At 38.6% G+C, this 15,489-nt stretch carries 11 protein-coding genes and 1 other annotated feature; all 11 genes read left to right on the top strand.

What is annotated here, in order from left to right; all coding sequences use genetic code 11:
• The first annotated feature begins 64 nt into the window (after positions 1–64).
• Complete coding sequence (gene rplK / locus MY490_RS00650) at positions 65–490, top strand: 50S ribosomal protein L11 (protein WP_056467373.1); 426 nt, start codon at positions 65–67, stop codon at positions 488–490.
• A 115-nt stretch (positions 491–605) separates the two neighbouring features.
• The gene (gene rplA, locus MY490_RS00655; protein WP_056467376.1) at positions 606–1,295 is read left to right on the top strand and encodes a 50S ribosomal protein L1; all 690 of its coding nucleotides are present in this window, start codon (positions 606–608) and stop codon (positions 1,293–1,295) included.
• Positions 1,296–1,349: 54 nt separating this feature from the next.
• Positions 1,350–1,485 (top strand) — a sequence feature (ribosomal protein L10 leader region).
• Between the two features lie 43 nt (positions 1,486–1,528).
• Positions 1,529–2,029, top strand: coding sequence for a 50S ribosomal protein L10 (gene rplJ / locus MY490_RS00660; protein WP_248267595.1), 501 nt, complete (start codon positions 1,529–1,531; stop codon positions 2,027–2,029).
• A 56-nt stretch (positions 2,030–2,085) separates the two neighbouring features.
• Positions 2,086–2,445 (top strand): 50S ribosomal protein L7/L12, encoded by a 360-nt coding sequence (rplL, locus tag MY490_RS00665; protein ID WP_069033604.1) that lies wholly within the window; start codon positions 2,086–2,088, stop codon positions 2,443–2,445.
• Between the two features lie 110 nt (positions 2,446–2,555).
• Complete coding sequence (locus MY490_RS00670) at positions 2,556–3,155, top strand: class I SAM-dependent methyltransferase (RefSeq protein WP_248267596.1); 600 nt, start codon at positions 2,556–2,558, stop codon at positions 3,153–3,155.
• A 245-nt stretch (positions 3,156–3,400) separates the two neighbouring features.
• Entirely contained in the window at positions 3,401–6,931 is a 3,531-nt protein-coding gene (gene rpoB, locus MY490_RS00675; RefSeq protein ID WP_248267597.1) for a DNA-directed RNA polymerase subunit beta, read from the top strand.
• Positions 6,932–6,977: 46 nt separating this feature from the next.
• Positions 6,978–10,586, top strand: a complete 3,609-nt coding sequence (gene rpoC / locus MY490_RS00680) for a DNA-directed RNA polymerase subunit beta' (RefSeq protein ID WP_114346994.1) — start codon at positions 6,978–6,980, stop codon at positions 10,584–10,586.
• Between the two features lie 245 nt (positions 10,587–10,831).
• Positions 10,832–11,254 carry a 30S ribosomal protein S12 gene (gene rpsL / locus MY490_RS00685; protein ID WP_056467392.1) on the top strand — a complete coding sequence of 141 codons (423 nt, stop codon included), beginning with the start codon at positions 10,832–10,834 and terminating at the stop codon, positions 11,252–11,254.
• Between the two features lie 32 nt (positions 11,255–11,286).
• Positions 11,287–11,757, top strand: a complete 471-nt coding sequence (gene rpsG, locus MY490_RS00690) for a 30S ribosomal protein S7 (RefSeq protein WP_056467395.1) — start codon at positions 11,287–11,289, stop codon at positions 11,755–11,757.
• A gap of 233 nt (positions 11,758–11,990) precedes the next feature.
• The gene (gene fusA / locus MY490_RS00695) at positions 11,991–14,069 is read left to right on the top strand and encodes an elongation factor G (RefSeq protein WP_248267598.1); all 2,079 of its coding nucleotides are present in this window, start codon (positions 11,991–11,993) and stop codon (positions 14,067–14,069) included.
• Positions 14,070–14,190: 121 nt separating this feature from the next.
• Positions 14,191–15,378, top strand: a complete 1,188-nt coding sequence (gene tuf / locus MY490_RS00700) for an elongation factor Tu (protein WP_088070810.1) — start codon at positions 14,191–14,193, stop codon at positions 15,376–15,378.
• Positions 15,379–15,489 lie beyond the last annotated feature (111 nt).

Raw genomic sequence — 15,489 nt, forward strand, 5'->3', positions numbered from 1 at the left:
AACGATATGAGTGGGAGGGTGTAAAACCCCATTACCACATCACGGACTTAAGGAGGTGTGTCTCGTGGCTAAAAAAGTAATTAAAATGGTAAAATTGCAAATTCCTGCAGGGAAAGCAAACCCAGCACCACCAGTTGGTCCTGCACTAGGACAAGCAGGTGTTAACATCATGGGATTCTGTAAAGAGTTCAACGCTCGTACAGCTGACCAAGCTGGTCTAATTATTCCTGTTGAAATCACTGTATTCGAAGATCGTTCGTTTACATTCATTACGAAAACTCCTCCTGCTGCTGTACTTCTTAAAGTAGCGGCTGGTATCGAGTCTGGTTCAGGTGAACCAAATCGTAAAAAAGTAGCAACAGTTAAACGCGATAAAGTGCGTGAGATTGCTGAACAAAAAATGCCTGATTTAAATGCTGCTTCTGTTGAAGCTGCTATGCGTATGGTAGAAGGTACTGCACGTAGTATGGGTATCGTTATTGAAGACTAATCCCATCTTCAATAAGGTGTGATTGAGGAGGTTGCGAACATCGTTTGATGTGTTTTATCGCAACCTTTATTCGTGGGAGGAAAATCCGTTAAAACCACATTAGGAGGAATAAAACATGGCTAACAAAGGTAAAAAATACCAAGAAGCTATTAAATTAGTAGATCGTACAGCTGTTTACGCAGTAAACGAAGCTGTTGAACTTGTTAAAAAGACTACAACTGTTAACTTTGATGCAACAGTTGAAGTAGCATTCCGTTTAGGAGTAGACCCAAAGAAAGCTGACCAACAAATTCGTGGTGCAGTAGTTCTTCCGCACGGTACTGGTAAAGTACAACGTGTATTAGTATTCGCTAAAGGTGAAAAAGCTAAAGAAGCTGAAGCTGCTGGTGCTGATTTCGTAGGCGATGCTGACATGATTAACAAAATCCAACAAGGTTGGTTCGATTTTGATGTAGTAGTAGCAACTCCAGACATGATGGCTGAAGTTGGTAAATTAGGACGTGTATTAGGACCTAAAGGTTTAATGCCAAACCCGAAAACAGGTACAGTTACATTTGACGTAACAAAAGCTGTTAACGAAATCAAAGCTGGTAAAGTTGAATACCGTGTTGATAAAGCTGGTAACATTCACGTACCAATCGGTAAAGTATCTTTCGAAAACGAAAAGTTAGTAGAAAACTTTACAACAATCTTTGAAACTATGGTAAAAGTTAAACCTGCTGCTGCTAAAGGAACATACATGAAGAATGTTGCAATCACTTCAACTATGGGCCCTGGTATCAAAGTAGATCCAGCTAGTTTCTAAGATAAAAAACAAAGTTGACAATTCGACAAGAACTCTCTATAATGGAGATTGTCTTGCTAATTAAATAGACTACCGTAGACAGTAGGTGCTTAAGCTTAATATCCTACCGAGGTGTATAACTGATAAATTCGTGCATATACAACCTCCATGTCTTTTTTTGAAAAATTCGTGGAGGTTTTGCTATGGTTACACTTTTGCGGTATATACACTAAAATCCACAGGAGGTGTAATAAATGAGCGCAGTATTAGAAGCTAAAAAACAAGTTGTAACTGAAGTAGCTGCAAAATTACGTGATAGCAAAGCAACAGTTGTTGTTGACTACCGTGGTTTAAATGTTGCTGAAGTAACTGAATTACGTAAGCAATTACGTGAAGCTGGCGTTGAGTTCAAAGTTTACAAAAACACTTTAACTCGTCGTGCTGCTGAAGAGGCTGGTTTAGTTGGTTTAAATGAATCATTAACTGGTCCAAACGCAATCGCGTTTAGCATGGAGGATGTAATTGCTCCTGCTAAAGTAATCAACGATTTCGCTAAAAAACATGAAGCTTTAGAAATTAAAGCTGGTGTAATCGAAGGAAACGTTGCTACTGTTGAAGAAGTTAAAGCTCTTGCTGAACTTCCATCTCGCGAAGGTTTACTTTCTATGTTGCTTAGCGTGCTACAAGCACCAATCCGCAACTTCGCTCTTGCAACTAAAGCAGTTGCAGAACAAAAAGAAGAACAAGGCGCTTAATGCCAAGATCGCTTAAAATATATAATTTAAAGGTATAAACAAGGAGGAAATTAACAATGACTAAAGAACAAATCATTGAAGCAGTTAAAAACATGACTGTATTAGAATTAAATGACTTAGTAAAAGCAATCGAAGAAGAGTTCGGCGTAACTGCTGCTGCTCCTGTAGCTATGATGGGTGGCGCTGTTGAAGCTGCTGCTGAGCAAACTGAATTTGATTTAGTATTAGCTAGCCCTGGCGACCAAAAAATCAAAGTAATCAAAGTTGTTCGTGAATTAACTGGTTTAGGATTAAAAGAAGCTAAAGAATTAGTTGACAACACTCCTAAAGCAATTAAAGAAGGAATCAGCAAAGAAGAAGCTGAAGAAATGAAAGCTAAACTTGAAGAAGTTGGCGCTAACGTAGAAGTTAAGTAATTTCTAAAAGTTTTTAGAAAAGCTCGCATTTATGCGAGCTTTTTTTGTACATATGGGATTACTTTTGGAAAGACTGTTGATAAGTATATTTATGGAAGAAGGATTTTTTTATGGCAGATCATTATTTTACAAATCAACCGAATAGTAAAACTGATAAAAAGGTATTTTCGTTTACTCTGAGAGGTAATGATTTGAAATTCCAATCTGATTCGGGTGTTTTTTCTAGGAATGAAGTTGACTTTGGATCCCGTGTTTTAATTAACGCATTCACATTTCCAGAAATTGAAGGTAATATTTTAGATGTTGGATGTGGGTACGGCCCAATAGGATTATCAATCGCAAAAGATTGTACTAGTCGAATCGTGGAAATGGTTGATGTGAATTTAAGGGCAATTGAATTAGCGAAAGAAAATGCGAATGTAAATAAAATAGAAAATGTAAAAATCTATGAAAGTAGCATCTATGAAAATGTAATAGGTGAATATGCGGCTATTTTAACAAATCCGCCAATTCGTGCTGGAAAAAGTGTTGTTCATGAAATTTTAAAAGGGGCTCATGATAAATTACTTCCTGGTGGAGAGTTATGGGTAGTTATACAAAAGAAGCAAGGAGCGTCATCAGCTCTTGATTTATTAAAAGAGACTTTCGACGAGGTTGAGGTAGTAAAAAAGGATAAAGGATATTATATCATAAAAAGTAAAAAAGATTGACTGTAATTTTTGCTTGTGATAGTATTATTAAATGCCAATATATATTTATTTTCAAAAATGATTTTTTGAAAGTGGGTATATTTCTATATTCTTTGGAAATGATAGTAAAATGACTGTCGTTGAGTTTAATAAATGGTTTTCATTTTGAAACCATTTTATTTTTTGTTTAACAAGTAAGGGATGTTTTCTGCTTATTTGTTACTATTTTTTTGTTTTAAATACTCTTGATTTAAGGGGTGAATATGTTGACAGGTCAACTAGTTCAATATGGACGACACCGCCAACGCAGAAGTTATGCTCGTATCAGTGAAGTTTTAGAGTTACCTAACTTAATTGAAATTCAAACAGCATCTTACCAATGGTTCTTAGATGAAGGTTTGAGAGAAATGTTCCAAGACATTTCACCAATTGAGGATTTCACAGGTAATCTATCATTAGAATTCATTGATTACAGCCTAGGTGAGCCGAAGTATGTTGTAGAAGAATCGAAAGAGCGTGACGTAAACTACGCTGCTCCACTTCGAGTGAAAGTTCGCCTATTAAATAAGGAAACTGGCGAAGTTAAGGAGCAAGACGTTTTCATGGGGGATTTCCCACTGATGACGGACACAGGCACATTCATTATTAATGGTGCTGAACGTGTAATCGTTTCACAATTAGTACGTTCTCCAAGTGTGTACTATAGTGGAAAGATCGACAAAAATGGTAAAAAAGGTTTTACGGCTACAGTTATTCCGAACCGTGGTGCTTGGTTAGAATACGAAACGGACGCGAAGGATGTAGTTTATGTACGTATTGACCGTACAAGAAAATTACCTGTAACGGTACTACTACGTTCGCTTGGGTTTGGTACAGACCAAGAGATTCTAGACTTATTAGGCGAAAACGAATACCTACGTAATACTCTTGAAAAAGATAACACAGATAGCACTGAAAAAGCGCTTCTTGAAATCTATGAAAGATTACGTCCAGGTGAACCACCTACAGTAGAAAACGCTAAAAACCTATTAATTACTCGCTTCTTTGATCCGAAGCGTTATGACTTAGCTAGCGTTGGACGCTACAAAATAAATAAAAAATTACACATTAAAAATAGACTGTTTAACCAACGTATTGCAGAAACATTAGTGGATCCAGAAACTGGTGAAATTATTGTAGAAAAAGGGACAACTCTTGATCGCCGTACGTTAGACCGTATTCTTCCATTCTTAGAAAAGAATATCGGTGAAAAAGTTGCTCACCCTGCTGGTGGTGTATTAGAAGATGAGATTACTTTACAATCTATTAAAATTTACGCTCCTGTAGAAGATGGTGAACAAGTTATTCAAGTTATTGGAAATGCGAATGTAAGCAAAAGTGTGAAAAACATTTCACCTGCGGACATCATCGCTTCAATTTCTTACTTCTTTAACCTGCTACATAACGTAGGTGACACTGACGATATTGACCATTTAGGAAATCGTCGTTTACGTTCAGTTGGTGAATTACTTCAAAACCAATTCCGTATCGGTCTATCTCGTATGGAACGTGTAGTACGTGAACGTATGTCAATTCAAGATACAAACGCAGTTACTCCACAGGCATTAATTAATATTCGCCCTGTAATTGCTTCGATTAAAGAATTCTTTGGTAGTTCACAGCTATCTCAATTCATGGACCAAACAAATCCTCTTGCTGAATTAACTCATAAACGAAGACTATCAGCACTTGGACCAGGTGGTTTAACACGTGAACGTGCAGGATTTGAAGTGCGTGACGTTCATTACTCACACTATGGTCGTATGTGTCCGATTGAAACGCCTGAGGGACCAAACATCGGATTAATTAACTCACTTTCTTCTTATGCAAAAGTAAATCAATTTGGTTTCATTGAAACTCCATATCGTCGTGTAGACCCTGAAACAGGTCGTCTAACTGATAAAATTGACTATTTAACTGCTGATGAAGAAGATAACTATGTAGTTGCCCAAGCGAATGCTCGTTTAGGTGAAGATGGTAGTTTCTTAGATGAAGATGTAGTTGCTCGTTTCCGTGGAGACAACACTGTTGTAAAACGTGAGCGTATTGACTACATGGATGTATCTCCTAAACAAGTAGTATCAGCTGCGACAGCATGTATTCCTTTCTTAGAGAACGATGACTCAAACCGTGCCCTAATGGGAGCGAACATGCAACGTCAAGCAGTACCATTATTAAACCCTGAATCTCCAATCGTAGGTACAGGTATGGAATACGTTTCAGCAAAAGACTCAGGTGCTGCAGTAATTTGTAAACACCCAGGTATCGTTGAACGTGTTGAAGCGAAAGAAGTTTGGGTACGTCGCTACTTAGAAGTAGATGGACAAAAAGTTAAAGGTGACCTTGATAAATATCGTATGTTAAAATTCGTACGTTCTAACCAAGGTACTTGTTATAACCAACGCCCAATCGTAAGTGTTGGTGACGAAGTAGTAAGAGGCGAAATTCTTGCAGATGGACCTTCAATGGAAAAAGGTGAATTAGCACTAGGACGTAACGTATTAGTAGCGTTCATGACATGGGATGGTTACAACTACGAGGATGCGATCATTATGAGTCGCCGTCTTGTTAAAGAAGATGTTTACACTTCAGTTCATATTGAAGAATATGAATCAGAAGCTCGTGATACAAAATTAGGACCTGAAGAAATCACTCGTGATATTCCAAACGTTGGTGAAGATGCACTTAAAAATCTTGATGAGCGTGGAATTATCCGAATTGGTGCAGAAGTAAAAGATGGCGATTTATTAGTTGGTAAAGTAACGCCTAAAGGTGTAACTGAATTAACTGCTGAAGAACGTCTTCTACATGCAATCTTCGGTGAAAAAGCTCGTGAAGTTCGTGATACCTCTTTACGTGTTCCACACGGTGGAGGCGGAATTATTCTTGATGTGAAAGTATTCACTCGTGAAAACGGTGATGAATTACCACCAGGAGTAAACCAACTTGTTCGTGTTTATATCGTTCAGAAACGTAAAATCTCTGAAGGGGATAAAATGGCTGGACGACATGGTAATAAAGGGGTTATCTCTCGTATTTTACCAGAAGAAGATATGCCATTCTTACCTGATGGAACGCCAGTTGATATCATGTTAAATCCTTTAGGGGTACCTTCTCGTATGAACATTGGTCAGGTATTAGAGCTACACTTAGGTATGGCTGCAAGATATCTTGGCATTCATGTTGCTTCTCCAGTATTTGACGGAGCGCGTGAGGAAGATGTTTGGGGAACAATTGAAGAAGCTGGTATGGCACGTGATGCGAAAACTGTACTTTATGATGGACGTACAGGTGAGCCATTCGATAACCGTGTATCTGTTGGTGTCATGTATATGATTAAACTTGCACACATGGTTGACGATAAGCTACATGCTCGTTCAACAGGACCTTACTCACTTGTAACACAACAACCACTTGGTGGTAAAGCGCAATTCGGTGGACAACGTTTTGGTGAGATGGAGGTTTGGGCACTTGAAGCATACGGTGCTGCTTACACATTACAAGAAATCTTAACAGTTAAATCTGATGACGTTGTTGGACGTGTGAAAACATATGAAGCAATCGTTAAAGGTGAAAATGTACCAGAACCAGGTGTTCCTGAATCATTCAAAGTATTAATTAAAGAATTACAGTCACTTGGTATGGATGTTAAGATGATGTCTGCTACAGACGAAGAAATTGAAATGCGTGATACTGAAGATGATGATGATCAAACTTCAGAACATTTAGCGATGGATATGGAATACGTAAAAGAATAAGTATTATATAGGGTAAAACCTTAGGACAGAAAGGGAGGTAGGCCCCTTGATAGATGTAAATAATTTCGAGTATATGAAGATCGGACTTGCATCGCCTGACAAAATTCGCTCGTGGTCATACGGGGAAATTAAAAAACCTGAAACAATTAACTACCGTACATTAAAACCTGAAAAAGATGGTCTTTTCTGTGAACGCATTTTCGGTCCTACGAAAGATTGGGAATGTCACTGCGGAAAATATAAACGTGTACGTTATAAAGGTGTAGTTTGTGATCGTTGTGGAGTTGAAGTAACTCGTGCAAAAGTACGTCGTGAGCGTATGGGTCATATCGAATTAGCTGCACCAGTATCACATATTTGGTATTTCAAAGGTATTCCAAGCCGAATGGGACTTGTTTTAGACATGTCCCCTCGTGCTCTGGAAGAAGTAATCTACTTTGCTTCTTACGTAGTAACAGAAGCTGGGGATACTCCTTTAGAAAAGAAACAATTGCTTTCTGAGAAAGAGTTCCGTGCTTATCGTGAGCGTTACGGTCAAACTTTCCAAGCATCTATGGGTGCTGAGGCAATTAAAAAACTATTAAGCGATATTAATCTTGAAAAAGATGTTGATTCATTAAAAGAGGAGTTAAAAACTGCTCAAGGTCAACGTCGTACAAGAGCAATTAAACGTTTAGAAGTTTTAGAAGCATTCCGTAACTCTGGTAATGAGCCTTCTTGGATGATCTTAGATGTGCTACCAGTAATCCCACCTGAATTACGACCAATGGTTCAATTAGATGGTGGACGTTTTGCAACTTCTGATCTAAACGATTTATATCGTCGTGTAATTAACCGTAACAACCGTTTAAAACGTTTATTAGACCTTGGTGCACCAAGCATTATCGTACAAAACGAAAAACGTATGCTTCAAGAGGCAGTTGATGCGTTAATTGACAATGGTCGCCGTGGCCGTCCAGTTACTGGACCAGGTAACCGTCCATTAAAATCTCTTTCTCACATGCTTAAAGGTAAGCAAGGACGTTTCCGTCAAAACTTACTTGGTAAACGTGTTGACTACTCTGGCCGTTCGGTTATCGTTGTAGGACCAAACTTACAAATGTATCAATGTGGATTACCAAAAGAAATGGCAATTGAATTATTCAAGCCATTCGTGATGAAAGAATTAGTAGAGCGTGGATTAGCACATAACATTAAGTCTGCGAAACGTAAAATTGAGCGTTTACACCCTGAAATTTGGGATGTATTAGAATCAGTTATTCGTGAGCATCCGGTGTTACTAAACCGTGCCCCAACTCTGCACAGACTTGGTATCCAAGCGTTCGAACCTACATTAGTAGAAGGCCGTGCAATCCGTCTACATCCACTTGTATGTACTGCATACAATGCCGATTTTGATGGTGACCAAATGGCTGTTCACGTACCGTTATCAAGTGAAGCACAAGCAGAAGCTCGTATCCTAATGCTTGCAGCACAAAACATCCTGAACCCGAAAGATGGTAAACCAGTAGTTACACCATCTCAAGATATGGTACTAGGTAACTATTACTTAACTCTTGAGCGTGCAGGCGCAGTCGGTGAAGGTATGGTATTTAAAGATATCAATGAGGCGTTAATTGCATATCAAAATGGTTATGTACATTTACATTCTCGTGTTGCTGTTGCAGCAAATTCGTTAAATAACGAAACATTTACTGAAGAACAAAATAATTCATTATTAATCACAACGGTTGGTAAGCTAATCTTCAATGAAATCTTGCCTACTTCGTTCCCATATATTAATGAACCTACTCAGAGTAACCTTGAGAAGGAAACTCCTCAAATGTATTTCGTGGCTAAAGGTGCGAATATTAAAGAGATTATTGAAAGTAGAGAAGAAATTGCTCCTTTCAAAAAGAAAATACTTGGAAATATCATCGCTGAAGTATTTAAACGTTTCAAAATTACTGAAACATCTAAAATGCTAGACCGCATGAAGGATCTTGGATTTAGACACTCTACTAAAGCTGGTATTACAGTTGGTGTATCCGATATCATCGTATTACCTGAGAAGCAATTAATTATTGCTGAAGCTCAAGAAAAAGTAGATAAAGTTCTAAAACAATTCCGCCGTGGTTTAATCACAGAAGATGAGCGTTACGATCGTGTAATCGCAATTTGGAGTGATGCAAAGGATGTTATTCAAGGCAAACTGATGGCTTCCCTAAATAAACGTAACCCAATCTTTATGATGAGTGACTCTGGTGCCCGTGGTAACGCATCAAACTTTACTCAGCTTGCTGGTATGCGTGGTCTAATGGCCAACCCGGCTGGTCGTATTATTGAGTTACCAATCAAATCTTCATTCCGTGAAGGTCTGACGGTACTTGAATACTTCATCTCTACACACGGTGCACGTAAAGGTCTTGCCGATACAGCACTAAAAACTGCCGATTCAGGTTACTTAACTCGTCGTCTAGTTGACGTTGCACAAGATGTAATCGTTCGTCAAGATGATTGTGGTACTGACCGTGGATTACACGTTAAAGCAATTAAAGAAGGTAACGAAATTATTGAGGGATTATACGATCGTTTAGTAGGTCGTCATTTACGTTCAACGATACGCCACCCAGAAACAGGTGTGTTACTTGCTCAAGAGAACGATTTAATCACAGAAGACTTAGCTCGTGAAATTATTGATGCTGGTATTGAAGAAGTTAATATCCGTTCTGCGTTCACATGTAATACTAACCATGGAGTATGTAAAAAATGTTATGGCCGTAACTTAGCTACAGGTGCTGAGGTTGAAGTTGGTGAGGCAGTAGGTATTATCGCTGCACAATCAATCGGTGAACCTGGTACACAGTTAACGATGCGTACATTCCATACAGGTGGGGTAGCAGGAGACGATATTACTCAAGGTTTACCTCGTATTCAAGAGCTATTTGAAGCACGTAATCCTAAAGGTCAAGCGGTTATTTCTGAAATTGATGGTATTATTTCAATTTCTACTGACGCGAAAGATAAACAAGAAATTATTGTTCAAGGCTCAGTAGAAACTAGAAACTACCCAGTTCCTTATGGCGCAAGACTAAAAGTTCAAGAAGGTGAAACGATTGAACGCGGTCAAGTAATGACTGAAGGTTCAATTGATCCTAAAGAACTTCTAAAAGTAAAAGGTACAAATGCTGTTCAAGAATACTTACTACGTGAAGTACAAAAAGTATACCGTATGCAAGGGGTAGAAATTGGTGACAAGCACGTAGAGGTAATGGTACGTCAAATGTTGAAGAAAGTTCGTGTAATGGATGCAGGCGAAACTGATTTATTACCTGGTACATTATTAGAGCTTCACCAGTTTACTGAAGCAAATAAAGAAGCTTTATATGCAGGTAAACAACCAGCTACTGCACGCCCATTATTACTAGGTATTACAAAAGCTTCATTAGAAACAGACTCATTCCTTTCTGCTGCATCATTCCAAGAAACAACGCGTGTATTAACAGACGCTGCGATTAAAGGAAAACGTGATGAGTTGCTAGGATTGAAAGAGAATGTTATTATAGGTAAGTTGGTTCCAGCTGGTACTGGTATGAACAGATACCGTAAAGTAGATCTTGTTAAAGATTTAAATGAATCAGTTGAAATGAACGAAGAAGTATTAGTTGAAAAATAATCTTAAAATATTTTAAAACTTGAGTTGACATCATTTGATGAAAAATGATATTATATTCAAGGTTGCTCCTAGACAATAGCACTGCTAATCTAAGCAGGTTAGATCCGGGGCTAATTTAGGAATATACAGTTAAAACTGTTTTTGTGAGAGGGGAGGCTTCTTCCTTCTTGCAAAAACTTTGTTTTCAACTTATTATGAACCACCTGGATGTGTGGTCTTATAAATATTTGAAGGGAGGAAAACTCATGCCTACTATTAACCAGTTAGTGCGTAATGGACGTACTTCTAAAGTATGGAAATCAAAATCACCAGCATTAAATAAAGGTTTCAACTCATTAAAGAAAAAATCAACTGATTTATCAGCTCCACAAAAACGTGGTGTTTGTACTCGTGTTGGTACTATGACTCCAAAGAAACCGAACTCAGCATTACGTAAATATGCTCGTGTACGTTTAACAAACCAAATCGAGGTAACTGCTTATATCCCAGGTATCGGACACAACTTACAAGAGCACAGTGTTGTTCTTATCCGTGGTGGACGTGTAAAGGATTTACCGGGGGTACGTTACCATATCGTTCGTGGTGCATTAGATACTGCAGGTGTTGACAAACGTATGCAAGGTCGTTCTAAATACGGAACTAAGAGACCAAAAGCAGCTAAGAAGTAATAAATTACAACTAGCCGAAAGGAGGAAATAACATGCCACGTAAAGGTCCTGTTGCAAAAAGAGATGTATTACCAGATCCGCTTTATAATTCAAAGTTAGTTTCTCGTTTAATCAACAAAATGATGATTGACGGAAAAAGAGGAAAATCTCAAGCTATCTTATACGGAGCATTTGAATTAATCCAAGAACGTTCTGGTAAAGAACCAATGGAAGTATTCGAAGCAGCTCTTAAAAATATCATGCCAGTTCTAGAAGTAAGAGCTCGTCGTGTTGGTGGTTCTAACTACCAAGTACCAGTTGAGGTACGTCCAGAGCGTCGTACTACTCTAGGTCTACGTTGGTTAGTAAACTATGCTCGTCTTCGTGGAGAAAAAACGATGGAAGAGCGTTTAGCTAACGAAATTCTTGACGCAGCTAACAACTCAGGTTCTGCAGTTAAGAAACGTGAAGATACACATAAAATGGCAGAAGCGAACAAAGCGTTTGCTCACTACCGTTGGTAAGATTAAAAGCAATTTAGTTATTTCTGCACATAATGAATGTTGGTTAAGTCGTTCACCTATTTCTAATTTAGCTTGCTAGATTAAATAGGTGAACGTCGGATTACATAACTTAGGATCATAATTGTTCTTTGATTGTAGTGCTTGCTTAACTTAATAACATGAGGTATGTATAGGAATAACTTTTTCTTGTACTAAAAAATCCTAACTAATACTGGAAGGGAGAAAGAACCCTGATGACAAGAGAGTTCTCCTTAAATAACACTCGTAATATCGGGATCATGGCTCACATTGATGCTGGTAAAACAACAACAACTGAGCGTATCCTTTATTACACAGGTCGTATTCACAAAATTGGTGAAACTCATGAAGGAGCTTCACAAATGGACTGGATGGAGCAAGAGCAAGAACGTGGTATCACTATCACTTCTGCTGCTACAACAGCTCAGTGGAATAACCACCGTGTAAATATCATTGACACTCCAGGTCACGTAGACTTCACTGTAGAAGTTGAACGTTCACTACGTGTACTTGATGGCGCAGTAGCAGTACTTGATGCACAATCAGGTGTTGAGCCTCAAACTGAAACAGTTTGGCGTCAAGCAACTACTTACGGAGTTCCACGTGTAGTATTCGTTAACAAAATGGATAAAATCGGCGCGGATTTCTTATACTCTGTAGGTACTTTACATGACCGTTTACAAGCTAACGCACACCCAATCCAATTAGCGATGGGTGCTGAAGATAACTTCTGGGGCATTGTTGACCTAGTTGAAATGAAAGCTATTAAGTACAATAACGACTTAGGAACTGACATTGAAACTATCGAAATTCCAGAAGAATATCAAGAACTAGCTGAAGAGTACCGTGGTCGTTTAGTCGAAGCGGTAGCTGAACTTGACGAAGAATTAATGATGAAATATCTTGAAGGTGAAGAAATCACAATTCCTGAATTAAAAGCTGCTATTCGTACAGCTACATGTTCAGTACAATTCTACCCAGTAGTATGTGGTTCTGCTTTCAAAAACAAAGGTGTTCAATTAATGCTTGACGCAGTAATTGATTACTTACCATCTCCATTAGATGTACCAGCTATCAAAGGAACATTACCTGATACTGATGAAGAGAGAGTAGTTCCATCAAGTGATGAAGAGCCTTTCGCAGCATTAGCTTTCAAAATCATGACTGATCCTTATGTTGGTAAATTAACGTTCTTCCGAGTATACTCAGGTACGTTAGAATCTGGTTCATACGTTCAAAACTCTACAAAAGGTAAGCGCGAGCGTGTAGGTCGTATCCTACAAATGCATGCTAACTCTCGTCAAGAGATTTCGAAAGTATATGCTGGAGATATCGCAGCAGCTGTAGGTCTTAAAGATACTACAACTGGTGATACTTTATGTGATGAAAAGAATCTAGTAATTCTTGAGTCTATGGAATTCCCTGATCCAGTTATCTCAATTGCGATTGAGCCAAAATCTAAAGCTGACCAAGATAAAATGGGTCAAGCATTAGTAAAATTAACTGAAGAAGATCCAACATTCCGTGCACATACTGACCAAGAAACTGGTCAAGTAATCATTGCTGGTATGGGTGAGCTTCACCTTGATATCATCGTTGACCGTATGCGTCGTGAATTCAAAGTAGAAGCTAACGTAGGTGCTCCTCAAGTAGCATACCGTGAAACTTTCCGTTCTTCTGCACAAGTAGAAGGAAAATTCGTTCGTCAATCAGGTGGACGTGGACAATTCGGACACGTTTGGATTGAATTCTCACCAAACGAAGAAGGAAAAGGCTTCGAATTTGAAAACGCAATCGTTGGTGGTGTTGTTCCTCGTGAATACATCCCAGCTGTAGCTGCAGGTCTTGAAGATTCTCTTAAAAATGGTGTATTAGCTGGATTCCCACTAATTGACATTAAAGCGAAATTATTCGATGGATCATACCATGATGTTGACTCAAACGAAATGGCGTTTAAAGTAGCTGCTTCATTAGCTCTTAAAAATGCTGTTAAGAAATGTAACCCAGTTCTACTTGAACCATTAATGAAAGTAGAAGTTGTTATCCCTGAGGAATACTTAGGAGATATCATGGGTGATATTACTTCTCGTCGTGGACGCGTTGAAGGTATGGAAGCACGTGGAAACGCTCAAGTTGTACGTGCAATGGTACCTCTTTCTGAAATGTTTGGTTATGCAACTTCATTACGTTCTAACACTCAAGGTCGTGGAACGTTCTCAATGGTATTTGACCATTACGAAGATGTACCAAAATCAATCTCAGAAGAAATTATCAAAAAATATAAAGGTGAGTAATTGATTATTTAGTTCTCATCATGTATAACTATTTATGTTAGCTACAAAGGGTGTTTCACCCTTTGTGGCATAATAATAAAACTAAAAATTAATTTTCTTAATTATAAGGAGGATTTTTACAATGGGTAAAGCTAAATTCGAACGTGTAAAACCACACGTTAACATTGGTACAATCGGACACGTTGACCATGGTAAAACTACATTAACTGCTGCTATTACAACTGTATTAGCTAAAGTAGGTGGAGCTGAAGCTCGCGCTTACGATCAAATCGATGGTGCTCCAGAAGAAAGAGAGCGTGGTATCACAATCTCTACTGCACACGTTGAGTACGAAACAGAAACTCGTCACTATGCACACGTTGACTGCCCAGGACACGCTGACTATGTTAAAAACATGATCACTGGTGCTGCTCAAATGGACGGCGGTATCTTAGTAGTATCTGCTGCTGATGGTCCAATGCCTCAAACTCGTGAGCACATTCTTTTATCTCGTCAAGTAGGTGTACCTTACATCGTAGTATTCATGAACAAATGTGATATGGTTGACGACGAAGAATTACTTGAATTAGTTGAAATGGAAATCCGTGATCTATTATCAGAATACGAATTCCCTGGCGATGACATTCCTGTAATCAAAGGTTCTGCACTTAAAGCTCTTGAAGGAGATGCTGAGTGGGAAGCTAAAATCCATGAATTAATGGCTGAAGTTGATTCTTACATTCCAACACCAGCTCGTGAAACTGACAAGCCTTTCTTAATGCCAGTTGAGGACGTATTCTCAATCACTGGTCGTGGAACAGTTGCTACTGGTCGTGTTGAGCGTGGTATCGTTAAAGTTGGTGACGTAGTAGAAATCATCGGTCTTGTTGAAGAACCAAAATCAACTACTGTAACAGGTGTTGAAATGTTCCGTAAACTTCTTGACCAAGCAGAAGCTGGAGATAACATCGGTGCACTTCTTCGTGGGGTTGCTCGTGACGATATCCAACGTGGTCAAGTTTTAGCTAAACCAGGTTCAGTTAAACAACACACTAAGTTCAAAGCTGAAGTTTACGTTTTATCTAAAGAAGAAGGTGGACGTCACACTCCATTCTTCGCTAACTACCGTCCACAATTCTATTTCCGTACAACTGACGTAACTGGTATCATCCAATTACCAGAAGGCGTTGAAATGGTTATGCCTGGCGACAACATCGAAATGACTGTTGAGTTAATCAACGCAATCGCTGTTGAAGAAGGAACTAAGTTCTCTATCCGTGAGGGTGGACGTACTGTAGGCGCTGGCGTAGTTGCTACAATCGTTGAATAATTAAACTTAAAAGCTTAGAAGATCTATTCTTCTAAGCTTTTTTTTATAAGTAAATTGGAAATATTTAAAATATGCATTAAAACCGTTTCTTGCTTGATTTTAACAATTGAA

Source organism: Gottfriedia acidiceleris, assembly GCF_023115465.1.
In the GTDB taxonomy this organism is placed as follows: Bacteria; Bacillota; Bacilli; order Bacillales; family Bacillaceae_G; genus Gottfriedia; species Gottfriedia acidiceleris_B.